The following is a 23,913-nucleotide window of genomic DNA, read 5'->3' as shown; positions in this document are numbered from 1 at the left end:
TTCAAACCTGGATCTGGTGCGAGGTGCCGGTCATCTTCCACGGCAGCGTTTTGCGCTCGATGATGTCGATCACGTAATAGAGGACGAAGCCCATCACCATCAGCGTGAACAGCCCGACCCAGACCGAGTTGAGGTCGTACAGGCTGGAGGCGATGAAGATCATGTGGCCGAGGCCGCGCTGCGACGAGATGAACTCGCCGACCACCGCGCCGACCAGCCCGAAGCCGATATTGATGCGGAAGGTGGCGATGATCGCCGGCAGGGTCGACGGCACCACCGCCTGCCAGAACACCTGGTGCTTGTCGGCGCCCATGGAGATCATCAGCGACTGCAGGTCGGTGTCGGCGTCCTTGGCCGCCTGATAGGCCGCGATCAGCGCCACCAGAGCGGTGAGCGATACCGCCAGCGCCACTTTGGAGATCAGCCCGGTGCCGAACCACAGCACCACGATCGGCGCCAGCGCGATCTTCGGCACCGAATTGATGGCGACGATGAAGGGCTCGACAAGTTTGGCGACGAATGTCGAGTACCACAGCGCCAGGCCCACCAGCGAGCCGGCGATGGTGCCGATGATGAAGCCGAGGATCGCCTCGAACAGCGTGTACCAGGTGTCGGACAGCAGCTCGCCGGTCACGATCAGCTTCCACGCCTGGGCAAAGATGCCGAACGGCGAACCCATCAGGAAGGCCGAGATCCAGCCGATGCGCACGCCGGCCTCCCAGATCGCGAAGAACACGATCACCGCCAGCAATTGCAGCGCGGCGCGGCCGAGCGTGGTGTCGAAGGCCGAGCGTTTTCTGGCGCGACGTTTGGATGTCTTCAGCGGCGTGGCAGTGGTGGCGTTGGGGATCACGAGGCTCACGATGTCTTCTCGGTCTGGATGTCCAATTCGGCGCACAGCTTGTTGAAGTAGCCGGAGAACTTTGCGTCGTTGCGCGCCTCGATGGGCGAGTGCGCGGAAATGTCGATGTCGTGCACGATCTTGACCCGCGCCGGACGGCCCGACAGCACCACCACGCGCTTCGACAGCGCCACGGCCTCGTCGATGTCGTGGGTCACCAGGATCACCGTCTTGTGGTAGGTCTCGACCGCATCCTTCAGCACGCCTTCCAGATATAGCCGCGTCTGGTAGTCCAGCGCCGAGAACGGCTCGTCGAGCAGCAGGATGTCGGGATCCATGATCAGCGTGCGGATCAGCGCCACGCGCTGCCGCATGCCGCCGGACAGCGTTTTCGGATAGGCGTTCTCGAAACCGGCAAGGCCAAAACCCTTGAGATAGTCGCGCGCCTTGGCCTCGGCTTCCTGCCTGTCGACGCCGCGCGTCTCCAGCCCGAGCAGCACATTGCCGAGCACGGTGCGCCACGGAAACAGCAGGTCCTTCTGCATCATGTAGCCGACGCGGCCGCGCAGGCTTTCGATCTCCTCGCCGCGGTAGTGCATGGTGCCGCCATCGGGTTCCAGCAGGCCGGCGATGATGTTGAAGATCGTCGTCTTGCCGCAGCCGGACGGGCCGATGATGCTGACAAAATCGCGTTCGTTGATGGTGAATGAGAGATCGTCGAGCACGCGCACCTCGCCGGCCTTGGCTGCGAAGGACTTGGTGACGTTGCTGACGGTGAGTTGGACGGGCATGGGCGGCATCGGTTCTCCCTGATGCCGCCTCTAACGCAACTTGCGTGCCATTATCTGGCATTGCCGATGCCAGAAGAAGTCGGAGGTTTGGTGGGCCATCCGCGCGTCGCCTGCTCCCGCTTTGGGCAAGCTTCGAAACATTGAGGCGCGAATTTGTGCAACGCGCGAAATTGCATTTTTAAAAACGCTTCAGTGTTCTTTGTTCAGAACACCCGACTTCAAGAGGTTGCGCGTTCGTGTGCGTGCGCTCAGCGCAGCGCCAGCAGGCCGCCGGCCACCGTCATGGTTGCCAGCGCCGACAAGGCCAGCGACCAGTGGATGCCGATCAGGCTGCCGACAAGGCCGACAGAGATGCCGCTGAAGGCGCGCAGGCCAAGGCTCGCCATGTTGAACAGGCCGATGACGCGTCCGCGCATCTCCATGGGCGCGTTGAGCTGCACCAGGCTCTGCGCCATGGCGCTGAACGACAGTTCGAGGAAGCCCGCGGCGAACAGGAACAGCAGCGCCAGCGTATAGCTGCGCGACAGCGCGAAGGCAGTCAGCGCGGCGCACCACGATATCGCCAGCAGCACCGCGGTGCGCGGCCGCGGCGGCAGCAGGCCGCGTCCTTCCAGCGCGAGGCCGGCGGCCATTGCGCCGGCCGCATCCGCCGCCAGCAGCGAGCTGTAGGCGACGCCTGGGTCGCCATGGCCGAGATCGCCGGCGAAGCCCGGCATCTGCGAACTGTAGGCGTTGCCGACGAAGAACGACGCCGCGCCGGCGAGCAGCGTCATCGACACGATCACCCGGTGCGGCCGCACATCGCGCATGGTCGTGACGATGTCGGCAAGGCCGCGCACAGCACGGCGCGGCGGCGGCGTGCCCTTGCGGAATTTGGGGCCGTAGGGCGCCTTCATCAGCCACAGCACCAGCGGCAGGTAGAAGATGGTGTTGAGCATGATGCCGTGGGCCGGGCCGAGCGCCAGCAGGATCACGCCGCCCACCGCGGGGCCGATCAGGATGCCGAGATAGCGCGCCATGGCGTTGAGCCGCACCGCGCTTTCCAGATCCTTGCCGCCGACCACGTCGTAGAGCAGCATCTGGTTCGGCGTCTGCCACAGCACGCCGGCGCAGCCGTGGATCACCAGCAGCACCATGGCCTGCCACATCTGCAGCGTGTCGGTGACGAAGAAATAGCCCCAGCCGAGCGAGGCGGTGATGAACAGGCCCATGCCGGCCTGGATCACGCGGCGCGGATCGAAGCGGTCCGCCAGCGCGCCGGAGGCCACCGAGAACAGCAGGAACGGCAGCCAGTGCGACAGGATGGCGAAGCCGCCAAGCGCTGGTGACTGGAATTTCTGGAACACCACCCAGTAGCTGATCACGTGCTCGATATTGTCCGCCATCATGGCGATCACATAGGTGATGAACTGGGCGCGGAAGCCGGGGTGGCGCAGCGCGGCAAAGGATTTTTCGCAGGCGCGGCGGCAGGCGTTGCAATGGCTTCGGTCATGAGCGGCGGGTCATCCTTGAAGGAGAGGTCATTGCGAAGAACACTTGCGACGAAGCCATCCGGTCATTCTTCTTGTGGTTCCCAGATTGCTTCGTCGCTTCACGCTTCGCAATGACGAACCCGGCTGGGCGGGTATGCGTTGGGTGCGACGACAGTCGCCGGCTGCGCGTTCTCTGCAGAGCAGAGTTTCGCCGGCGACCGAAGCCTGCGCCGACCTGGCCGCATTTCGCCCACCGGCCGGCGGGGTGGCGCGCGACCGTGAAGTCGCGCCTGCCGCCGGGAGGGTCAGCCGGTGACTGCCATCACCGCTTCCTTGATCTTCGCCAGCGCATAGTTGCCGACCATGCTGGCTTCGATATGCGGCAGGTTAGGCACTTCGTCCGCTGCGACCACGCAATCGACGATGGCAGGACCGTCGCAGGCCAGTGCGTCGGCGATGGCCTTCTTCAGCTCGCCGGGCAGCTTCGCCGTGAACCCCTGCGCGCCGCAGGCGCGCGCCAGTGCGGCGAAATCCGGATTGGGGAATTCGATCGCCTCGCGGAACGGCGCGAGGCCGACGCTTTCGGCTTCCAGCGTGATCAGGCCGAGGGCGGAGTTGTTGTAGACGATGACCTTGATCGGCAGCTTGTGATGCACGGCGGTCATGAACTCACCCATCAGCATGTTGAAGCCGCCGTCGCCGGTCAGCACGATCACCTGCTTGCTGCGGTCCAGCGCCTGGATGCCGTTGCCCTGGCCGACCGCGGTGCCCACGGCAGCGTTGTTGAACGAGCCGGTGATGCGCTGGGTGCCGTGCTGCCGGATGTAGTTGGCCGACCACAGCGTGTTCAATCCGGTATCGAGCACGAAGATGGCGTCCGGCCGCGCCAGGTCGCCGGCCATGCGCGCCACCGCCTGCGGGTGGATCTTGTCCTTGCTGCGCGCGGGGTCGGCCTGCTCGTCGAGCATGGCATCCCATTTCGCGCGTGCGCGGCTTGTCTTGTCGAAGAAGTCTCCGTCCGTCTTGGCGGCCACCTTGTCGAGCAGCAGTTTCAGCGTCGGCCGCGCCGAGCCGATGACGCCGAGTTCGGTCGGCGTGCGCCGGCCCAGCACTTGCGCGCGCTCGTCGATCTGGATGACGTGGCCCTTGGGCGGCAGGAAGTTGGAATAGGGATAGTCGGTGCCGACCATGACCAGCAGGTCGCAGTCATGCACGGCGTTGTAGACCGCCTTGGTGCCGATCATGCCGAGGCCGCCCATCCAGCGCGGGTCATGAAACGCCATGATCTCCTTGCCACGCACCGAATGCACCAAAGGCGCTTTCAACCTGTCGCTCAGCGCGCGCAACAACTCGGCGGTGCCGAGCGCGCCATGGCCGCACATGATGACCACGCTCTCGGCCGCGTCGATGCGCCGGACGGCCTCGTTCACTGCGGCGTCGTTGGGCAGGATCTCGCCGCGGGGGACCAGCGTGGCCAGACTCGCGGTCGCGCCCGCCGCTTTCGATGTCAGCACGTCCACCGGCAAGGTCAGATGCGCGACGCCGGGGCCGGCATAGGCGGCGGAGATTGCCTGATGAATGACGCCGGGCGCCTGCGCGGCGGTGGACACTGTCTGGGTGTAGAGCGCCACGTCGCGAAACAGCAGATCCGGCTCGGTGGTCTGGAAGAAGTCGGTGCCCTTCTGCGCCCGCGCCATCTCGCCGGACAGCGCCAGCACCGGCGCGTGGTCGCGCGCGGCCTCGTAGAGTCCGGCCACCAGATGGGTCGAGCCCGGCCCCGTTGAGCCGGCGCAGACGCCGAGCCGGCCGGTGAGTTTGGCTTGCCCCGCGGCGGCCAGCGCCGCGCCTTCCTCATGGCGCACGCCGACCCATTCAATGGAACTGCGCCGCACCGAATCCGCCAGCGGATTGAGCGAGTCGGCGATCAGGCCGAAGATCTGCTGCACGCCGATTGTTTCGAGCACATGGACGAGTTCATCGGCGACGGTTTTCGACATGACAGCTCCGGGAAAAGCCGCGATGCGGCGAGGCAGGGATGCCCGCAGCATAGCCGCCGGATGCGCGGCTCGCACCGCGGTTGTCCCGATCCCCGTAAACAATATCGTGAGCGTTCGCCGGAACAATCGACAAGACGGCGGCGCTAGCAGAGCGACGTGACTTTCGACCGTCGTGGACGCCAACCTGCGAACAGCTTCTGTTCGAACAGGCAGATCCCGAGCAGAACCAGCCACGCCAGGCACATCAGCATCAGCGGATGCAGCAGCGTGCCTGTTGCGGCCCACAACGCCCAGATCACATAGGCCTGTGCGATCCCGGGAACGAACATCGCGAGCACCATGGCGGGCAGCCCAAAGCTCATCGCGTGCATGAGGGTGAAGAAGTAGATCAACACGCCGACGCTTGCGAGCATGATGCTACTCAAAACCCAGAGGGTTCGCCAGACCACAGCCCCGACCACCGATGCGCCGGCGGCGATGATGATCGTGGCCAGAATGCCGTCCGGATTGTAATGAGAAACGGCAGCTCCGGCCGTAGCCAGCGAAAGCGCGTCGATGATCCATTCGCGCACCTTGTCATGGCGGCACTCGGATTCACTCGGGCTGGTCGCTGGGCCGCTCTCGCTCATCGCCATTGGTCGCGCAAGCGGCAGCTTCGTTCAATGCTGCGCGGCGGCGAGCCGCAAGGTTGCCGGTCAGGGCTGCCGTCGGCTGCTGCCAAGGCAATTGAACGCCTTGCGAAATCCGTTGGCCTGTGCGTCCTCGGCGGAGCAGAACCAGCGCTCCAGCTTGGCGAGGGCGGCATAGCTGCGACAGCCCTGCATGTGGAAGATGCCGACGTGACCGGTCACGCGGGCGCGCGCAGAATATTTGCCCTTGATCGAACAACCCGGCGGCGTGACCGGTTCGTCGGGAAACAGCGATGCGCGCAGTTCCTGATCCTTGTCGCTGGCGCAGGATGTGCCCAGCAACGGCGCCGTCTTGTCCCAGCGGCGGAAATCCTGCGGCGCCACGAAGCAGCCGCGCCATAATCCCGCGCGGGCATCCCTTGCGGTCGCGGCGTCGGCCGCGAAGCGGCCCTTGACCGAGGGCTCGACGCTGACGGCATAGCCCAGCCGCACCAGTTGCCGGTTGAGGCTGTCCTTGTCGCCATCGATGGTGCAGAGGCCGGCGCGGCGCTGCTTGAACGTGGCATCGGCGCCGAGGTCCTCGCAGGTCACCTTGCGATCGGCGATCATCCTGGTCAGGCGATCGCGCGCATCGACGCCGCAGGCCCAGGAGTCGGCGTGCTCGTCGATGCAGGTCTGATCGACGGACGGGGCGTCGATGCCGTCCAGCCGGTAGGTGACGCCGGCAACGTCCAGCGTGCCGCCGTCCTTGACGATTGTACTGGCGGCCCAGCTCGGACCTGCTGCCAGGATAGTCACCAACGCAACGACAAAGCGCATCTGCTTCTTTCAGGTTTCGCGCCAAATTACGGGCATGAGCGAGAACGACGCAAGCGCAAAATGCCGCGCTGCAAACGCCCGTGTTTACGTGGCCGCCCCGCGTAGTCGCCGCAGGCGCAACGCCATCAGGCAAGCGCCGAGCGCGATCATCCCGAAGCTCGCCGGAACCCAGAACGCGGCGCTTGCCATGCCTGCGGCGGACACGTCGTCCCCGAGGCCGCTGAGGTTGGCGGCGAGTCCGGCAGCGGCCGCGCCGAGGGCGAAGCCCATTTGCTGCACGGTGGGAACCGACGTGGCGGCCACCGCCTCCTCGCCGGGCCTGGCGCTGCTCATGACGCTGTGCGCAACGAACGGCCAGCACTGGCCCATGCCGATGCCGAGCAGCGCGATGGCCGGAAGCAGGGGCGCCGTTGCCGAGCTCGACGTCAGCCAGGCCAGCGCCATCAGGCTGACGATCATGGTCGCCGGTCCCGTCACCATCAGCCGTTGCGGCCATGGCTTCGGCACGCCGGCGGTGACCAGCGATGCGCAGGTCCAGCCCAGCGAGGCGCTGGCGACGACAAATCCGGCGGCCAGCGGATCGAGTCCCTGGAAGTGCTGGAGGAACATCGGCACGTAGATCTGCAGCGGGCTGAACGCGATGCACAGCAGCAGCGCCAGCCACAACCCGACGCCGGCCGGCGTGCGCAGCGAAAACGCGTCGGTCGGCAGCAAAGGCGACGTGGCCGCACGGTTGATGCGCAGCATCAGCGCCAGCGACAGGATCGCCAGCGCGATCAGCCCGGCCTGGGTCAGCGGAGCGGCGACGATCGATGCCGACGACATCGCGGCGATGGCGATGCAGATCAAAGCGAGACGCCCGAACGGGACGCGGGGCGTCGTGCCGGGCGCGATTGTCCGTGGCAGCAGGAAGAAGGCGCCGACCGCCAGCAGCGCGGCGACGGCGGCGGTCGTGACGAACGCGGCGCGCCAGTGGCCGTAACGGGCGAACAGGCCGCCGACCATCGGGCCGATCAGCACCGACATGCTCCAGCCCGTCGACAGCAGCGCGATCACCCGTGCCCACACCGGCTCGGGAAACGTGCCGCGCACCAGCACATAGGCCACGGCCACTTCGAGGCCGCCGCCGAACCCCTGGATCAGGCGTCCGGCGACGATGAAATCCATGGTCGGCGCCAGCGAGCAGAACAGCGCGCCGCAGCCGAAGACTGTCACGCCAAGACAGTAGGTCCGCCGCGGACCGATGACCGCCGCGATCATGCCGGCGCTGCTGGCGGCGACAATGGAGGAGGCGAGAAAGGCGGTGGTCGGCCAGCTCAACATGTGGACGCCGCCGAGCTCGCCGACGATGGATGGCAGCACGGTGGCCAGCATCAGCACGTTCATCGACTGCAGCAGCACGCCGCTGAGCAGGATCGCCAGCGGCAAAATCCATTCCCGCCGCAGCAGAAGCCGCCAGCCGTGATGCGCGGGCCCGCTCAATGCTGTGCGTTCTTCCAGTCGCGCTTGATCTTCTTGGCGAGCGACCATTTGTGCACTTCGGTGGGGCCGTCATAGATGCGGAAGGCGCGGATCTCGCGAAAGGCCTGCTCGACGATGGTGTCGCCGGAGACGCCGTTGCCGCCCATCACCTGCACGCAGCGGTCGGCGATGCGCATCAGCGATTCCGACACTGCCACCTTGGCCATCGAGCTCTCGGCGGTGCCGAGCGAGCCGGTGTCGAGCACGCCGGCGCACCAGTCGATCATCAGCTCCGACGCCTTGATGTCGATCAGGTTCTCCGCCAGCATGAAGCCGACGCCTTCGTGATCCACCAGCGGCTTGCCGAAGGCATGGCGGCGGCAGGCATAGTCGGTGGCGATCTCGTTGGCGCGGATCGCCAGGCCCAGCCAGCGCATGCAGTGCGACAGCCGCGCCGGGCTGAGGCGGATCTGGGCATATTTGAAGCCGTCGCCGGCCGCGCCGAGCATCTGGTCGGCAGGCACCCGCAGGTTCTCGATAGCCACCTCGGCATGGCCGCCGGGCATCGAACTGTCGATGGTGTCGAGAATGCGCAGCGTACGGATCGCGGGGTCCGGCAGGTCCACCAGGAACAGGCAGGCGCCGTCGTCGGACTTCGCCATCACGATGCCGACTTTGGCGCCCTCCGCGCCGGTGATGAATTTCTTCTTGCCGTTGATGACCCAGTGATTGCCGTCGAGCGTGCAGGTGGTCTGCATCATCGACGGATCGGAGCCGGCGCCGCCGTCTTCCGCCGGCTCGGTCATGAAGAACGCCGAGCGCGCGCGGCCGGAGACCAGCGGCTCGAGGAAGCGCGCCTTCTGCTCGGCGCTGCCGACCTTGCCGAGCAGGTACATGTTGCCCTCGTCGGGCGCCATGGTGTTGCAGGCCAGAGGTCCCAGCGGCGACAGACCGGATGCGATCAGCGCCGTTGCCGTCTCACGCTGCGTCAGGTGCGATCCGTCCGGCAGAATGTGCGGCGTCAGCACGCCGGCGGCGCGCGCCCTGTCGCGCAGTTCCTGCACCAGTTCATCGCTCGGGCCGTGCGGTCCAGTGCGCGGATCCTTCTCGCAGGGAATCACCACGCTGCGGACAAAGGCCTCGACCTTGGCGGCGATAAGGTTGGCTCGGTCAGTCATGGATGCGAATTCTCCGGTCGCTCTCCGCCACGCAAGGCGATGACGGGCGTCTTACAGGAGGATGGATCGGAGGCAAACACGGCCGTCGTTTCGCGCAGCCCGGGCTTGGATGGGTTCCCCGGACGCGGTGCACTACGCCGCCTTCTGGCGGCGTAGTGCACCGCAGATCCAGTTTGGGCGCAAAGGAAGTGAGCAGGGTCCCGGATCTGCGGAGCGGCATCGGCGATGCAAGTGCATCGTCTGAGAATGCCGCACCGCGTCCGGGACACAACTCACCCGTACCTGAAAACCGGATCTTCCAGGTCGATGGCGGGAAACTCGTTTTTCTCCGACCAGTAGTCCTGGTTGTGCTGCCATTCCGCCTTGTCGCCGCGCTTCGGCAGCAGATGCAGCCCGCGCATGATGTAGCCGGGATTGAAATTTTCCGGATCGATCCACGGCAGCAGCGGCATGTCGCGGTCTTCCGGCCGCAGCATGGGCTCCACGCGGGTCGCGCCGGTGTTTTCCATATGGTTGAGCAGGGCGCAGACGAAGTCGGCGACCAGGTCGACGCGCAAGGTCCAGCTCGCGCGAAAATAGCCGAAGATCCACACCATGTTGGGCACGCCGGTGAACATCATGCCGCGATAGGTGACGGTCTGCGAGAAGTCGAGCGGTTCGCCGTCGATGGAGAAGGCGATGTCGCCGAGCACATTGAGGTTGAAGCCGGTGGCGGTGACGACGATGTCGGCGTCGAGCTGCTTGCCGGATTTCAGGGCGATGCCGCTTTCCGTGAAGCGTTCGATCTCGTCGGTGACCACCGACGCCTTGCCTGCCTTGATGCCCTGGAACAGGTCGCCGTTGGGAATGAAGGCGATGCGCTGGCGCCACGGCCGGTAGCGCGGCGTGAAATGGGTGGCGATGTCGTAGTCCTCGCCGAGATAGGCTTTGACGCCCTTCAGCAGCTCCTGCTTCACCACCTCCGGCTCCTCGACGGCGCGCTTGGTGAAGGCGGCCTGGTCGAACAGGATCTTGCGGCGCACGATCTCGTGGATCCATTCCTCCTTGATCTCGAGCTGGCGCAGCGTCTCGGCGAGATCGTTGACGTTGCGGCCGGTGATGAAGAAGGTCGGCGAGCGCTGCAGCATGGTGACATGGGCGCATGTGTCGGCGATGGCCGGCACCAGCGTGGCGGCCGTCGCGCCGGAGCCGATCACCACCACCTTTTTGCCGGCAAGGTCGATATCCTCAGGCCAGGTCTGCGGATGCACCATGCGCCCCTTGAAGTCGGCCATGCCTGGCCACTCCGGCGTAAATCCCTGGGCGTGGTTGTAGTAGCCCTGGCACATCCACAGGAAGCGCGTGGCGTAGGTCGACGTCACGCCGTCATGGTTGACTGTCAGCGTCCACAGATTGTCGGCCGACGACCACGCCGCGGTTTCGATGCGGTGGTTGTAGCGGATGTGCGGCGCCAGATCGTTCTCGGCGATCACCTCGCCCATATAAGCGAGGATCTCCGCGGCGGTGGCGATCGGCGCCGAGGTCCATGGCTTGAAGCGATAGCCGAAAGTGTGCAGGTCGCTGTCGGAGCGGATGCCGGGATAGCGATGGGTCAGCCAGGTTCCGCCGAAGCTGTGCTGGGTCTCCAGCACCGCGAAGCTGGTGCCCGGACATTGCTTGCAGAGGTGATAGGCTGCGCCGACGCCGGAGATTCCGGCACCCACCACGATGACATCGAAATGCTGCGTCGAAACCGCCGATGCGCTGGCGAATTTTTCCTGGACGTTCATGGGCTCCCGCTTTTCGCTTTTTGGCCGGTGCCGCCGCAATGGCGGCCCGGCTGTTACCGGCAGCCTAGTGGCTGACCGCGCGGTGCGGCAAGCGGTCCTGCCGGGCCCGGTAAATATGTACCGTGACAATTTGACGCGATGCGAACAAACTCGAACGAATTCAATCAGATAGAAATTTCTGGGACGATGCTCCGAAAGTCCTGGCAACGAAGAATTAACCGTGCCGGCCGGAAATTATCATCCCGGTCAAAAATCATCTTTTCTCAACGCCAGGCAGTTTTCCTTGATTCAGCTCTCCCTCAACGACGCATGGTCCAAGCCGATGATCGCGCCGACGGCGCCGATGCCGCCGGACTTCGCGGCCCCGGCGCCGCCCGAGGCGACCGCCGCGCCCGCCAACAATGATGCCAAGAATGATGCGGACGGAAAGGCCGTGCCGCCAAAGACCGCGAGCATCGGTCAGTCCGACGTCGTCAAAAGCTTCCTGCTGCGGCTGCAGGAGCTCGGCCTGTCCACCGTCTCCGGCACCGACGGCAACGACGTGTTGAGCGGCTGGTCGAACAGCCTGGCCGATGCCGGTGACGGCAATGACACCATCGACGTGTGGTCCGGCAGCGTGGTCGACGCCGGCGCTGGCAACGATACCGTGCGTGCGTGGTCGGACTCGCGGGTGCATGGCGGCGACGGCGACGATCGCATCGATGCGTGGTCGGAGAGCCAGGTCGATGGCGGCGCCGGCAATGACACCATCCACGTCTGGTCGAACTCCATCGTCTCCGGCGGCAGCGGCGACGACCGCATCGACGCCTGGTCGGGCGCCCAGGTCGATGGCGGCGACGGCAACGATGTGATCTCGGTATGGAGCGACAGCAAAGCCAGCGGCGGCGCCGGCAACGACTCCATCTATGCCGCCGCGGGCAACGCTATCGTCAACGGCGGCACCGGCGACGATTTGATCTCGGTGGGCGACAATTCCACGATCAGCTTCGCTGCCGGCGACGGCAAGGATACGGTCTACGCCGATCGCAACACGCGGCTGGACTTCGGCCAGGGCATTTCCGCGGCAGGCACCCATGTCAGCGTGTCCGGGCAGACCGCGACCATCACCTTCGACGGCAGCGACGACAAGATCACCATGAACCTGCACCCGCGCGGGCCGGCGACCCTGGCTTTCGCCGACGGCTCGACCCTGTCGGTCAGTGCCGAGGCCACTCCGACGGCGCCGCTGGACAAGCTCGCCTGATTGCGCGGATGCGATCGCGCCCGGCTCGTCCGGGCGCGTCGTGCATCACGCCGCCAGCGCGGCATCGCTCCGTCGGTCGAAGCGCGGCGGCAAGCTGTGCTCGGCTATGCAATCCGGAGGCGGGCTGCTGGCGCGCGCCAGATCCGATGGCCGGATCGCCATGCCGCCTCTGGGCGGCCCATCGTCGTCGTCGAGCCGGCGCAGCGCTGCGAGAATGGCCGCCAGCGCCACTGGGCGGTTGCCGCCCGGCACCTGGCGCAGCCAGGGCTGTGACTCCACGGCGTGGGCGTCGGATGCCCAGGACGACAGGATGATCCGCTTCTCGGCCGGGCTCAGCGAGTCGTCGCGCAGCACGTCGTCAGGATGTTTGAACGCCGAAGCGGGATGGATGAAGGCGTGAAAATCGATGATGCGCGGTGATGCGGAAAGATTGATATCCATGTGTACCTCCCGAACTCTCCTTTCAAAACGGGACGCTGCGAAAAATGCGAAAGCCGCCGCGCGGTTTCAAGACGCCCCGCTAAAATTTTTTCGTAGTGCCCGTCGGACGCCGCGGCAGAATGTTGCGCAGTGTCGCGGTCGTCGCCGTGCGCAATGCCGTGAGGGGCAATCTTCGCCCACAAGTTCCGGAGCATTCCTGCAGCGCATTCCCGCCGTTGCTCCGCGCGTCGTGCTTCTGTATTGAAGCAACGAAAGATTGCGGCGCGTCAGACGCCGGAACGAGAAACGACCGGGAGCAAACCATGAGCCAGACCGCCGCCGGCGCGCGCGCGATGATGCGCGGAGCCAAGACCGACATCGAGACCTCGACCATCCGCGCGATTTCGCTGCGGCTGATTCCGTTTCTGGTGCTGGCCTATTTCCTGGCCTATCTCGATCGCGTCAATCTCGGTTTTGCCGCGCTGACCATGAATGAGGAACTGAAGTTCACGCCGACCATGTTCTCGTGGGGTGCCGGCATCTTCTTCATCGGCTATTTCATCTTCGAAGTGCCCAGCAACATCGCGCTGGAAAAATTCGGCGCCAGCCGCTGGATTGCCCGCATCATGGTGAGCTGGGGCATCATCTCGGCGCTGATGGCCATGGTCAGCGGCCCCTGGAGTTTCTACACGCTGCGCTTTCTGCTCGGCGTCGCCGAAGCCGGCTTCTTCCCCGGCATCATCCTGTATCTCACCTACTGGTATCCGGCCGAATACCGCGCGCGCTTCCTCGCCGCCTTCGCCATCGCGGTGCCGGTGTCCACGGTGATCGGCGCGCCGGTGTCGGGCCTGTTGCTCGGCCTCGACGGCACGCTCGGACTGCATGGCTGGCAGTGGCTGTTCATCATCGAGGGCATTCCCTCGGTGGTGCTCGGCATCGTCACCTGGTTCTATCTCACCGACAAGCCGTCGCAGGCGACCTGGCTGAGCGCCGAGGAGAAGGCCTGGCTGTCGGCGAAGCTCGCGAGCGAGCACGAGGCCAAGGCGCAACACCGGATGACGCTGGGGCAGGCGCTGTCGTCGAAAAAGGTGCTGCTGCTGAGCGTGGTATATTTCGGCTTCGTCGGCGCGCTTTACGGCATGCAGTTCTGGCTGCCGCAGATCGTCAAGGCGTTCGGCTTCAACAATGTGCAGACCGGCTTCGTCACCGCGATCCCCTATCTGTTCGGCTCGGTGGCGATGGTGCTGTGGGCGCGGCATTCCGACCGGACCCGCGAGCGGGTCTGGCATGTCGGCCTGCCGCTGCTGCTCACTGCGCTGGCGCTCGGTGCCTGCGGCTACATCCAGGATCCCACGCTGACCATGGTGGCCATCACCGTGGCGGCGATCGGCGTGTTCTGCACCTTTGCGCTGTTCTGGACGCTGCCGACCGCGTGGCTGTCAGGCACCGCCGCCGCCGGCGGCATCGCGCTGATCAATTCGATCGGTAACCTCGCCGGCTTCGGCGGGCCGTATCTGATCGGCTGGATCAAGGAAGCCACCGGCAGCACGGCGACCGGTCTCTTGGTGCTGGCGATCCTGCCGCTGGTCGCAGGCCTGCTGGTGCTGTTCGGCAAGCACGGTACGACGACGGAATTCGTCGCGCCGGCGGCAGCGCGGCCGGTGAAGTAGTCGTCGTCCCGTTCGGGGTGAAAAGTCGAGCCGCAGCAAGCGCTTGCGGCTGATCCCGAGCGCGCGCCCCGGCTTTTGCGCGATCTCGCCACGGTGATGCCGCAACGAATCCGCCTGCCGCCGTTTTGCCCCGGGTTTGCCGCATCGATTCCGCAAGGCCGCGGCGGCATCCACTCCCACGCCAGCCCGCGACGCGGTCCCTTCCGGGAGCGACAATCTGCTCTTGTTGTGTTGACTGACGAATATTGACATTCGTCAGTCAACAATTCAAGCTATCCCCGACCTGCAGCCGAGGAGCGCCCGATGTCGCGTGAGCCGAGATTTCGTCGTTCATCCCGTCAGCTGGCCGCCGTGCTGGCGATCCTGCCGGCGTTTGCGCTGGCCGCTTGCAGCAAGGCTCCCGCCGAAAAGGCCGAAAACAAGCGCCCGGTGCTGGTCGCCGAGGTGCATTACACGCCGGAATCCCCGGCGCGCAGCTTTGTCGGCACCATCAAGCCCCGCATCGAGACCGATATCGGCTTTCGCGTCACCGGCAAGGTGGCGAAACGCCTGGTCGAGGTGGGACAGACCGTCGACGTCGGGCAAGCCCTTGCGATTCTGGACGAAGTCGATCTGAAGCTGCAGGCCGAGCAGGCGGTCGCCGAACTGTCCGCCGCCACAGGCGTGCTCGCGCAGGCCAGCGCCGCCGAAGGCCGCGCCAGCGAATTGCGCAGCAAGGGCTGGTCGACGCAGGCCCAGCTCGATCAGGCCAAGGCCGCCGCCGATGAGGCCCGCGCCCGGTTGAACCGAGCTGAGCGCTCGGTCGAACTCACCAAGAATAGTCTGTCCTATGCCACCCTGCTCGCCGATACCCGCGGCGTCGTCACCGCAACGCTGATCGATGCCGGCCAGGTAGTTGCCGCTGGTCAGACGGCCATCCGTGTGGCGCGCTTCGCCGAAAAGGAAGCCGTGGTGGCAATTCCGGAAACGCTGGTCGGGCGCGCCAAGGATGGCGTCGCCACGGTGTCGCTGTGGTCGGAGCCGACCAGGACATACGCTGCAAAGCTGCGCGAGATTGCGCCCAATGCCGACGCCTCGACGCGGACCTATCTGGCAAAGTTCTCGCTGCCCGATGCCGGCGACAGCGTGTCGCTGGGCATGACGGCGACGCTGACCCTGTCCGATCCGACCACCGCGCGCATCGCGCGGGTGCCGCTCTCGGCGCTGTTCAGCCAGGGCAACGGCTCGTCGCTCTATGTGGTCGATGACGCCGGCGCGGTTGCGCTGAAGCCGGTCACGGTGAAGTCCTACGAAACCAAGGACGTGCTGATCTCCGGCGGCGTCGAGGAAGGCGCCAAGGTGGTGGTGCTTGGGGTGCAGAAGCTGGACCCCGCGCAAAAGGTCCACGTCGTCTCCGCCCTGACGTTCTGAGCGAGGGGCGTCCGATGCATCGCTTCAACCTCTCCGCCTGGGCTGTCAGCCATCCCGCGCTGATCCTGTTCCTCATCATCGCGCTCGCCGTCGGCGGGTTCTTCTCCTATCAGAAGCTCGGCCGTGCCGAGGACCCGTCGTTCACGGTGAAGGTCGTGGTCGTCACTGCGATGTGGCCCGGCGCTACCGCAAAGGAACTGCAGGAGCAGGTCGCCGACCCCATCGAGAAGAAGCTGCAGGAGCTGCCTTACTTCGACAAGGTGCAGACCTATTCGAAGCCCTCCTTCACCGCCATGCAGGTCTCCTTCAAGGACAACGCGCCGCCGAAGGATGTGCCGTACCTGTTCTATCTGCTGCGCAAGAAGATCGCCGACGTGCAGCCGTCGCTCCCCACCGGGCTGATCAACCTCAACATCAACGACGAATACAGCGACGTCGATTCCATCCTCTACATGATGACCGGCGACGGCGCCGACTACGCGCAGCTGAAGAAAGCCGCAGAAGGCATGCGGCAGCGCCTGCTGAAGGTCGACGGTGTCACCAAGGTCAATCTGTACGGCACCCAGGACGAGCGGATCTACGTCGAGTTCTCGCACGCCAAGCTGGCGACGCTCGGCATCACGCCGAAGACCTTGTTCGATTCGCTGGCCAAGCAGAATGCCATCACCCCCGCGGGCATCGTGGAAACCTCGTCGCAGCGCGTGCCGCTGCGCGTCACCGGCGCGCTCGACGGCGCCAGGACCGTCGCGGAAACGCCGGTAGAGAGCAACGGCCGCGTGTTCCGGCTCGGCGACATCGCCACCGTCACCCGCGGCTTCGTCGACCCCACCGACTACAAGGTGTTCCAGAAGGGCAAGCCGGCGCTTGGCATCGGCGTCGTCACCGCCAATGGCGCCAACATTCTCGAACTCGGCAAGGAGGTCGAGAAGGCCAAGAGCGAATTCATGGCCGCGGTGCCGCAGGGCATCGAGGTCGAGCAGATCGCCGACCAGCCGCTGGTCGTGGAGCACGCCGTCGGCGAGTTCGTGAATTCCTTCATCGAGGCGCTGGCCATCGTGCTGTTCGTCAGCTTCGTGGCGCTGGGCTGGCGCACCGGCATCGTGGTCGCGCTGTCGGTGCCGCTGGTGCTCGGCATCGTGTTCATTGTCATGAACGCGATGCACATCGACCTGCACCGGATCACGCTGGGCGCGCTGATCATCGCGCTCGGCCTGCTGGTCGACGACGCCATCATCGCGGTGGAAATGATGGTGGTGAAGATGGAGCAGGGCTGGGACCGCGTCCGCGCGGCGTCCTTTGCCTGGGAGTCGACCGCCTTCCCGATGCTGACCGGCACGCTGATCACCGCGGTGGGCTTCCTGCCGATCGGCTTCGCCAATTCCGCGGTCGGCGAATATGCCGGCGGCATTTTCTGGATCGTGGCGATCGCGCTGGTGGCGTCGTGGTTCGTGGCGGTGATCTTCACGCCCTATATCGGCGTCAAGCTGCTGCCGAATTTCGCTGCCCACGGCAATGCCAACCACGATCCGCACGCGGTGTACGAGACTCGCATGTATCGCGGCCTGCGCAGCGTCATCGCCTGGTGCGTCGAACACCGCATCAAGGTGGTCGTGGCGACCGTCGGCATTTTCGCCGCCGCCATCGTCGGCTTCGGCCATGTGCAGCAACAGTTCTTCCCGCTGTCCGAGCGGCCCGAACTGTTCCTGCAGTTGCGTCTGCCGGAAGGCACGGCATTCGATGTTACGTCGAAATCCGTCAAGTCGGCGGAGACGTTGCTGAAGGACGACAAGGACATCGCGACCTATACCGCCTATGTCGGAAGGGGATCGCCGCGGTTCTGGCTCGGACTCAACCCGCAACTGCCGAACGAGGCCTTCGCCGAGATCGTCATCGTGGCCAGGGACGTCGAGGCGCGCGAACGGATCAAGGCGCGAATCGAGAAGCAGGTCGCCGACGGGCAGTTGCCGGAGGCGCGGGTCCGTGTCGATCGCTTCAACTTCGGCCCGCCGGTCGGCTTCCCGGTCCAGTTCCGCGTGGTCGGCCCGGACACCGCCGTGGTGCGCGAGATCGCCTACAAAGTCCGTGACGTAATGCGCGCCAATCCCAACATGATCGATCCGCATCTCGACTGGAACGAGCAGACGCCCTATCTCAAGCTTGTGGTCGATCAGGATCGCGCCCGCGCGCTCGGCCTGACGCCTCAGGATATGTCGCAGTCGCTGGCGATGCTGATCTCCGGCGCGCCGGTGACCACGGTTCGCGACGGCATCGAGAAGGTCGGCGTGGTGGCCCGTGCGGTGGCGTCCGAGCGGCTCGACCTCGGCCGGGTCGGCGATCTCACCATCACCTCGCGGAACGGCATCGCCGTCCCGCTGTCGCAGGTCGCGACCATCGAATACGCCCACGAGGAGCCGATCCTGTGGCGGCGCAGCCGCGACATGGCGATCACCGCGCGCGGCGACGTCATCGACGGCGTGCAGCCGCCCGACATCACCACGCAGATCGCGCCCAAATTGCAGGCGATCCGCGACAGCCTGCAGCCGGCCTACCGCATCGAGGCGGGCGGCGCATTCGAGGAATCCGCCAAGGGCAATGCCTCGATCGCCGTGCTGTTTCCGCTGATGATCATCATCATGCTGACGCTGCTGATGGTTCAGCTGCAGAGCTTCTCACGGCTGGTGCTGGTGTTCCTGACGGCGCCGCTCGGCATCGTCGGCGCCTCGCTGGGGCTCAACGTCGCCAACGCGCCGTTCGGTTTCGTGGCGCTGCTCGGCCTGATCGCGCTGGCCGGCATGATCATGCGCAACGCCGTGATTCTGGTCGACCAGATCGAGACCGACGTCAGTCACGGTCTGACCCGGCGCGAAGCCATCGTCGAAGCCACCGTGCGCCGCGCCCGGCCGGTGGTGCTGACCGCGCTGGCAGCCATCCTGGCGATGATTCCGCTGTCGCGCTCCGCCTTCTGGGGCCCGATGGCCATCACCATCATGGGCGGGCTGTTCGTGGCCACCTTCCTGACTCTGCTATATTTGCCGGGCCTTTATGCGCTATGGTTTCGCAACAGCTTGGAAGAACGCGGTTCCGCCGAGGCCGTTGATCCTGCAACGCAGCGTGGCCATCCCGGGCCTGCAATTCCCCTTGCCGCGGCTGCCGAATAATTGAAGATTGCCTGCTGACATGACGCTTGTTCCCGATACGATCGAAGCCGATATGCGTGCCCGCATTCTTGTGGTGGCGGAGCGCCTGTTCCGTGAAATCGGCTATCAGAAGACCACCGTCGCGGACATCGCCAAGGTGCTGCGGATGAGTCCCGCCAACATCTATCGCTTCTTTAATTCGAAGAAGTCGATCCATGCCGGCGTGGCGCGGCATCTGATGGGGGAGGTCGAGGAAGCTGCCGGGATTATTGTCGGTGGGCGCGGCCCGGTTACGCCGCGGCTGCGCGAATTGCTCGCAACCGTCCACCGGATGAACTCGGAGCGCTATGTCGGCGACGCCAAGTTGCACGAAATGGTCCGGATCGCGATGGAGGAGAACTGGGAAGTCTGCTCCGCCCATATGGAGCACATCGCCACCATGATTGGCAGCGTGATCGCCGAGGGCGCGGCATCGGGCGAATTCCATGCGCCGGACGTGCCGCTCGCGGCGATGTGCGTCTGCAGCGCCATGATGCGGTTTTTCCACCCGCAGATGATCGCCGAATGCGCCCAGAAGCCGGGCCCCTCCCTGGACCAGATGATCGACTTCGTGCTTGCCGGGCTGGCGCCGCGCGGCTAGACGACAGTCGCCGACGCCAGCAGGGGATGATCACCGTGACCGAGACCAGGGACTTGCATTTCTACGAGCCGGCCAACGGCCACGGCCTCAAGCACGATCCCTTCAATGCCATCATCGCGCCGCGTCCGATCGGCTGGATCTCGTCGCGCAGCGCCGCGGGACACGTCAACCTGGCGCCCTACAGCTTCTTCAACGGCTTCAATTACACCCCGCCGATCATCGGCTTTTCCAGCACGTCCCGCAAAGACAGCATCGCCAATATCGAGGCGACCGGCGAGTTCGTCTGGAACCTGGCGACCATGGATCTGGCCAAGCAGATGAACGCGACCGCCGCCCACGTGGCGCCCGAGGTGGACGAGTTCGCGCTCGCCGGCCTGACGGCGGTGCCGTCCAAGATCGTCAGCGTGCCGCGCGTCGGTGAAAGCCCGGTCTCGTTCGAGTGCAAACTGACCCAGATCATCCGGCTCAAGGGCGCCGATGGTCGCGATCTCGACGGGTGGATGACCTTGGGTGAGGTGGTCGCGGTCCATATCGACAAGAGCCTGATCAAGGACGGCGTGTACCAGACCGCGCTGGCACGCCCGATCGTGCGCGCCGGCCGCAGAGGCGACTATTTCGAGATCAGGCAAGACGCCATGTTCGAGATGAACCGGCCCGATTGAGCGGCTAGCCGCTGGCGTGACGACACGCCACGGCGGGAGAAATCGCGTTTTCGGAACCGAAGGCGTATGGTTCCGTTAACGGTGGCTCGCGTGGGCCCGTAGTCGCGACTGCCGCGACACGGGCCGGGCGCTACGCGATCCCAGGAGCGAATGTCGTGTCGTGACGCCGGCCTCCGTGCTGTGCGGTCGCCTCGACCAGGAGGTTTCCATGAGCTCATTTTCATTTCGCCGCGACGTCCTTACCAAGCCGATCTTTGCTTGGGCCAAGGGCGTGCTGCCGACCATGTCGAACACCGAGCGCGAGGCGCTGGAGGCTGGCGACGTGTGGTGGGATGCCGACCTGTTCACCGGCAATCCCGACTGGGCGAAACTGCTGAAGGTGAAGCCGGCGACGCTGACCGCTGAAGAGCAGGCCTTCATGACCGGCCCGGTCGATGAGCTGTGCGCCATGGTCGACGACTGGAAGATCAACTGGGAGCTGCGCGACCTGCCGCCGGAGGTCTGGGACTTCATCAAGCGCGAGAAATTCTTCGGCATGATCATCCCGAAGGAGTTCGGCGGCCTCGGCTTCTCGCCCTATGCGCATTCCGAAGTGGTGCGCAAGATTTCGTCACGCTCGGCGACCGCCGCGGTGACGGTAATGGTGCCGAACTCGCTCGGGCCGGGCGAGCTGCTGATGAAGTTCGGCACCGACGCGCAACGCAGCCGCTGGTTGCCACGGCTTGCCGACGGCGCCGATATTCCGTGCTTCGGCCTGACCAGCCCGGAGGCCGGCTCCGATGCGGCATCGATGATCGATACCGGCATCGTCTGCAAGGGGACCTTCGAGGGCCGCGAAGTCCTTGGCCTGCGCCTCAACTGGCACAAGCGCTACATCACGCTGGGCCCGGTCGCGACATTGCTCGGCCTTGCCTTCAAGGCCTATGACCCCGACCACCTGATCGGCACGCAGGACGAACTCGGCATCACCGTCGCGCTGATCCCGACGCACCTTCCCGGGGTGGAGATCGGACGCCGCCATCTGCCTTCGATGCAGGTGTTCCAGAACGGCCCGAACCGCGGTCGCGACGTGTTCATTCCCATGGACTACATCATCGGCGGGCAGGAGCGCATCGGACAGGGCTGGAAGATGCTGATGAGCGCGCTGGCCGCCGGCCGCGGCATCTCGCTGCCGTCACTGTCGGCGGCGGGTGCGGCCCATGCGGCGCGCACTACCGGGGCCTATGCCCGGGTGCGCGAGCAGTTCAACGTGCCGATCGGCAAGTTCGAGGGCATCGAGGAGCCGCTGGCGCGCATCGCCGGCACGGCCTATCTGCTCGACGCGGCGCGGCGGCTGACCTGTACAGCGCTGAACCTCGGCCATCATCCCGCGGTGATCTCCGGCATCATGAAGCTGCACGCCACCGAACGGCTGCGCATCGCCATCGACGACGCGATGGATATTCATGCCGGCAAGGCTGTCATCGACGGGCCGCAGAACTATCTGGGAAGCGTCTATCGTTCGGTGCCGGTCGGCATCACCGTCGAAGGCGCCAACATCCTCACCCGCAACCTGATCGTCTTCGGCCAGGGCGCCATTCGCGCGCATCCCTATCTGCTGGAGGAGATGAACGCGCTGAGCGAGCTCGACAAGGCCAAGGGACTCGCTGCCTTCGACGCCGTCTTCTGGAAGCATGTCGGTCACAGCGTCGCGACGCTGTTCCGCGCCTGGGGCCGCAGCTGGACCAAGGGCGTCATCGCGCCGGCGCCCAACGCCGGCGACGCCACCATGTTCTACCGGCAGCTGTCGCGCTATTCCGCGGCGTTCGCGCTCTCCGCCGACATGGCGCTGCTGACCATGGGCGGCGCGCTGAAGCGCAAGGAGATGCTGTCGGCGCGGTTCGGCGACATCCTCTCGGAGCTGTACCTGCTGTCGGCGGCGCTGAAGCGCTGGCAGGACGAGGGGCGCCAGCAGATCGATTTCGCGGCGCTGGAATGGTGCATGCATTCGGGCTTCAAGACGATCGAGAACCGTTTTGCGGAGATCTTCGCCAATTTCCCCAACCGCTTCGTGGCCGGCTTCCTGAAATTCATCGTGCAGCCGTTCGGTGCCCGTGTCCTCGGCCCGTCTGATCTTACGGTGCATTGTTGCGCGCTGCTGCTGCTCGAGCCGTCCGCGGCGCGCGATCGGCTGACCCCCGACCTGTCGCATGTGGATGACGACCGAGGTGCAGCCCGGCTGGAGAAGGCGTTCATGCTGGTGACATCCGCGGAAGATATCGCCAGACGCATGCGTACCGCGAAGATTCTGCAACTGGAAGGAAGCGGTGACCAAAGGCGTGATCACCCAGGCCGAAGGCGAGCAGATCGCCGCGGCGCAAGCCGCCACTGCCTTGGTGATCGAAGTCGATGATTTCGCGCCTGAGGAACTGTCGCCGCACTACAGGAAGCCGCCCGTGCGTCAGTTCTTCCAGGAGCTCGGTGAAACAAGGGCAGCAAGCTGATGGCGCGTCCGGTCTATATCATCGATGGCAGCCGCACGCCGTTCCTCAAGGCACGCAGCGGCCCCGGCCCTTTCACGCCGGTGGACCTTGCCGTGCAATGCGGACGTCCGCTGCTGGCAAGGCAACCGTTTGCGCCGGATGCCTTCGACCAGGTCATCCTCGGCTGCGTCAACGTGATCGCCGACGAGATGAACCCGGCGCGCGTCGCGGCGCTGCGGCTCGGCATGGGCGAGGCGATGGTGGCCTTTACCGTGCAGATCAATTGCGGGTCCGGCATGCAGTCGATCGACACCGGTTACAGATATATCCGCGAGGGCAACGCCGACCTGATCCTCGCCGGTGGCGCCGAGGCACTGAGCTACGCGCCCCTGGTCTGGCCGCAGCAGGGCGTGCGCTGGTTCGCCGGCCTCGCTACCGCCAAGGGTATCCTCGGCAAGATGGCGGCGATCGCCAAAGCGCGCCCGGGCTATTTCAAGCCGGTCATCGGGCTTGAGCGCGGCCTGACCGATCCGATCACCGACCTCAATATGGGGCAGACGGCCGAGAAGGTCGGCCATCTGTTCGGGATCACCCGCGCCCAGTCCGATGCTTATGCGGTCGAGAGTCACAAGCGACTGGCCAATGCGCAGGCCCAGGGGTGGCTCAAGGGCGAGGTCGAGACCGCCTTCGCGCGCGACGGAAAATTCTACGATCACGACGATGGCGTGCGCGCGGATTCCTCGGTCGACAAATTGTCGACCCTGAAGCCGGTGTTCGAGCGGCCATGGGGCCAGGTCACCGCCGGCAATTCCAGCCAGATCACCGACGGCGCGTCATGGACCATCCTTGCCTCGGAGGAAGCCGTGGCGAAGCATGGGCTGACGCCGAAGGCGGTCATCGTCGACAGCCAGTGGTCGGCACTCGATCCCAGCATCATGGGCCTCGGCCCGGTGCTGTCATCCACCGAACTCCTGAAGCGCAATCATCTCTCGCTGCAGGATGTCGACACCTGGGAATTGAATGAAGCTTTCGCGACGCAGGTGCTCGGCTGCCTTGAGGCGTGGAAAGACGACAGGTTCTGTCGCGAGGTTCTCGGCCTCGACGGCGCTGCGGGCGAAATTGATCGCACGAAACTCAATGTCGATGGCGGCGCCATCAGCCTCGGCCATCCCGTCGGCACCTCGGGCAATCGCCTTGTGCTGCATCTGGTCAATGCGATGAAGCGGCTTGGCACCAAACGCGGTATCGCCACCGAATGTATTGGCGGCGGGCTCGGCGGCGCCATGCTGATCGAAAGCGTATGAGGAACGGC

General features: G+C 65.4%; 17 protein-coding genes and 1 pseudogene. 8 read left to right on the top strand and 10 right to left on the bottom strand.

The features are described from left to right. Position 1: 1 nt before the first annotated feature. From ONR75_RS29790 to ONR75_RS29750, 9 genes are all read right to left on the bottom strand, one after another. The gene (locus tag ONR75_RS29790) at positions 2–862 is read right to left on the bottom strand and encodes an ABC transporter permease (protein WP_265080420.1); all 861 of its coding nucleotides are present in this window, start codon (positions 860–862) and stop codon (positions 2–4) included. After that, entirely contained in the window at positions 859–1,641 is a 783-nt protein-coding gene (locus tag ONR75_RS29785) for an ABC transporter ATP-binding protein (RefSeq protein ID WP_265080419.1), read from the bottom strand. The genes ONR75_RS29790 and ONR75_RS29785 overlap by 4 nt, the downstream gene beginning before the upstream one ends. A 239-nt stretch (positions 1,642–1,880) precedes the next feature. After that, the gene (locus ONR75_RS29780) at positions 1,881–3,020 is read right to left on the bottom strand and encodes an MFS transporter (protein WP_265080418.1); all 1,140 of its coding nucleotides are present in this window, start codon (positions 3,018–3,020) and stop codon (positions 1,881–1,883) included. A 389-nt stretch (positions 3,021–3,409) separates the two neighbouring features. After that, complete coding sequence (locus ONR75_RS29775; protein ID WP_265080417.1) at positions 3,410–5,101, bottom strand: thiamine pyrophosphate-dependent enzyme; 1,692 nt, start codon at positions 5,099–5,101, stop codon at positions 3,410–3,412. A gap of 143 nt (positions 5,102–5,244) precedes the next feature. Next, positions 5,245–5,730, bottom strand: coding sequence for a hypothetical protein (locus ONR75_RS29770; protein ID WP_265080416.1), 486 nt, complete (start codon positions 5,728–5,730; stop codon positions 5,245–5,247). A 66-nt stretch (positions 5,731–5,796) separates the two neighbouring features. Then, positions 5,797–6,549, bottom strand: coding sequence for a thermonuclease family protein (locus ONR75_RS29765; RefSeq protein ID WP_265080415.1), 753 nt, complete (start codon positions 6,547–6,549; stop codon positions 5,797–5,799). Between the two features lie 84 nt (positions 6,550–6,633). Continuing rightward, positions 6,634–7,977, bottom strand: coding sequence for an MFS transporter (locus ONR75_RS29760; protein ID WP_265080414.1), 1,344 nt, complete (start codon positions 7,975–7,977; stop codon positions 6,634–6,636). Positions 7,978–8,027: 50 nt separating this feature from the next. After that, positions 8,028–9,188 carry an acyl-CoA dehydrogenase family protein gene (locus ONR75_RS29755; RefSeq protein ID WP_265080413.1) on the bottom strand — a complete coding sequence of 387 codons (1,161 nt, stop codon included), beginning with the start codon at positions 9,186–9,188 and terminating at the stop codon, positions 8,028–8,030. A gap of 272 nt (positions 9,189–9,460) precedes the next feature. After that, complete coding sequence (locus ONR75_RS29750; protein ID WP_265080412.1) at positions 9,461–10,957, bottom strand: flavin-containing monooxygenase; 1,497 nt, start codon at positions 10,955–10,957, stop codon at positions 9,461–9,463. Between the two features lie 283 nt (positions 10,958–11,240). On the opposite strand from ONR75_RS29750, the gene ONR75_RS29745 reads away from it, so the two are divergent. Next, positions 11,241–12,200, top strand: coding sequence for a calcium-binding protein (locus tag ONR75_RS29745; RefSeq protein WP_265080411.1), 960 nt, complete (start codon positions 11,241–11,243; stop codon positions 12,198–12,200). A 45-nt stretch (positions 12,201–12,245) separates the two neighbouring features. On the opposite strand, the gene ONR75_RS29740 is transcribed toward ONR75_RS29745, so the two are convergent. Beyond that, on the bottom strand, positions 12,246–12,641 hold the full coding sequence (locus ONR75_RS29740; protein WP_265080410.1) for a hypothetical protein: 396 nt from the start codon (positions 12,639–12,641) through the stop codon (positions 12,246–12,248). 302 nt (positions 12,642–12,943) lie between these two features. On the opposite strand from ONR75_RS29740, the gene ONR75_RS29735 reads away from it, so the two are divergent. The 7 genes and pseudogenes from ONR75_RS29735 to ONR75_RS29705 all read left to right on the top strand — a co-directional run bounded on the left by ONR75_RS29735 (position 12,944) and on the right by ONR75_RS29705 (position 23,905). After that, a complete protein-coding gene (locus ONR75_RS29735) occupies positions 12,944–14,290 on the top strand; it encodes an MFS transporter (protein WP_265080409.1) in 1,347 nt (448 codons plus the stop codon). A 303-nt stretch (positions 14,291–14,593) separates the two neighbouring features. Continuing rightward, on the top strand, positions 14,594–15,700 hold the full coding sequence (locus ONR75_RS29730; protein ID WP_265080408.1) for an efflux RND transporter periplasmic adaptor subunit: 1,107 nt from the start codon (positions 14,594–14,596) through the stop codon (positions 15,698–15,700). Between the two features lie 14 nt (positions 15,701–15,714). Then, positions 15,715–18,858, top strand: a complete 3,144-nt coding sequence (locus tag ONR75_RS29725) for an efflux RND transporter permease subunit (RefSeq protein WP_265080407.1) — start codon at positions 15,715–15,717, stop codon at positions 18,856–18,858. A gap of 19 nt (positions 18,859–18,877) precedes the next feature. Further along, complete coding sequence (locus ONR75_RS29720) at positions 18,878–19,477, top strand: TetR/AcrR family transcriptional regulator (RefSeq protein ID WP_265080406.1); 600 nt, start codon at positions 18,878–18,880, stop codon at positions 19,475–19,477. A gap of 26 nt (positions 19,478–19,503) precedes the next feature. After that, positions 19,504–20,139, top strand: a complete 636-nt coding sequence (locus ONR75_RS29715) for a flavin reductase family protein (protein WP_265080405.1) — start codon at positions 19,504–19,506, stop codon at positions 20,137–20,139. Positions 20,140–20,347: 208 nt separating this feature from the next. Further along, a pseudogene (locus ONR75_RS29710) lies at positions 20,348–22,622 on the top strand (acyl-CoA dehydrogenase). Further along, positions 22,622–23,905: an acetyl-CoA C-acetyltransferase gene (locus ONR75_RS29705; RefSeq protein WP_265080404.1), complete on the top strand. Its 1,284-nt coding sequence runs from the start codon at positions 22,622–22,624 to the stop codon at positions 23,903–23,905. The pseudogene ONR75_RS29710 and the gene ONR75_RS29705 overlap by 1 nt, the downstream one beginning before the upstream one ends. The last annotated feature ends 8 nt before the right edge of the window (positions 23,906–23,913 follow it).

This window comes from Rhodopseudomonas sp. P2A-2r (assembly GCF_026015985.1).
Lineage (GTDB): Bacteria > Pseudomonadota > Alphaproteobacteria > Rhizobiales > Xanthobacteraceae > Tardiphaga.
This window is presented reverse-complemented; position numbering and strand designations above follow the sequence as displayed.

Excerpts from the sequence above, each read along its gene's own strand:
- ONR75_RS29735 (WP_265080409.1), top strand. The coding sequence starts at position 12,944 with ATGAGCCAGACCGCCGCCGGCGCGCGCGCGATGATGCGCGGAGCCAAG.
- ONR75_RS29705 (WP_265080404.1), top strand. The coding sequence starts at position 22,622 with ATGGCGCGTCCGGTCTATATCATCGATGGCAGCCGCACGCCGTTCCTC.
- ONR75_RS29730 (WP_265080408.1), top strand. The coding sequence starts at position 14,594 with ATGTCGCGTGAGCCGAGATTTCGTCGTTCATCCCGTCAGCTGGCCGCC.
- ONR75_RS29780 (WP_265080418.1), bottom strand. The coding sequence starts at position 3,020 with ATGATGGCGGACAATATCGAGCACGTGATCAGCTACTGGGTGGTGTTC.
- ONR75_RS29725 (WP_265080407.1), top strand. The coding sequence starts at position 15,715 with ATGCATCGCTTCAACCTCTCCGCCTGGGCTGTCAGCCATCCCGCGCTG.
- ONR75_RS29775 (WP_265080417.1), bottom strand. The coding sequence starts at position 5,101 with ATGTCGAAAACCGTCGCCGATGAACTCGTCCATGTGCTCGAAACAATC.
- ONR75_RS29715 (WP_265080405.1), top strand. The coding sequence starts at position 19,504 with ATGATCACCGTGACCGAGACCAGGGACTTGCATTTCTACGAGCCGGCC.
- ONR75_RS29750 (WP_265080412.1), bottom strand. The coding sequence starts at position 10,957 with ATGAACGTCCAGGAAAAATTCGCCAGCGCATCGGCGGTTTCGACGCAG.
- ONR75_RS29755 (WP_265080413.1), bottom strand. The coding sequence starts at position 9,188 with ATGACTGACCGAGCCAACCTTATCGCCGCCAAGGTCGAGGCCTTTGTC.
- ONR75_RS29770 (WP_265080416.1), bottom strand. The coding sequence starts at position 5,730 with ATGAGCGAGAGCGGCCCAGCGACCAGCCCGAGTGAATCCGAGTGCCGC.
- ONR75_RS29785 (WP_265080419.1), bottom strand. The coding sequence starts at position 1,641 with ATGCCGCCCATGCCCGTCCAACTCACCGTCAGCAACGTCACCAAGTCC.
- ONR75_RS29720 (WP_265080406.1), top strand. The coding sequence starts at position 18,878 with ATGACGCTTGTTCCCGATACGATCGAAGCCGATATGCGTGCCCGCATT.
- ONR75_RS29765 (WP_265080415.1), bottom strand. The coding sequence starts at position 6,549 with ATGCGCTTTGTCGTTGCGTTGGTGACTATCCTGGCAGCAGGTCCGAGC.
- ONR75_RS29740 (WP_265080410.1), bottom strand. The coding sequence starts at position 12,641 with ATGGATATCAATCTTTCCGCATCACCGCGCATCATCGATTTTCACGCC.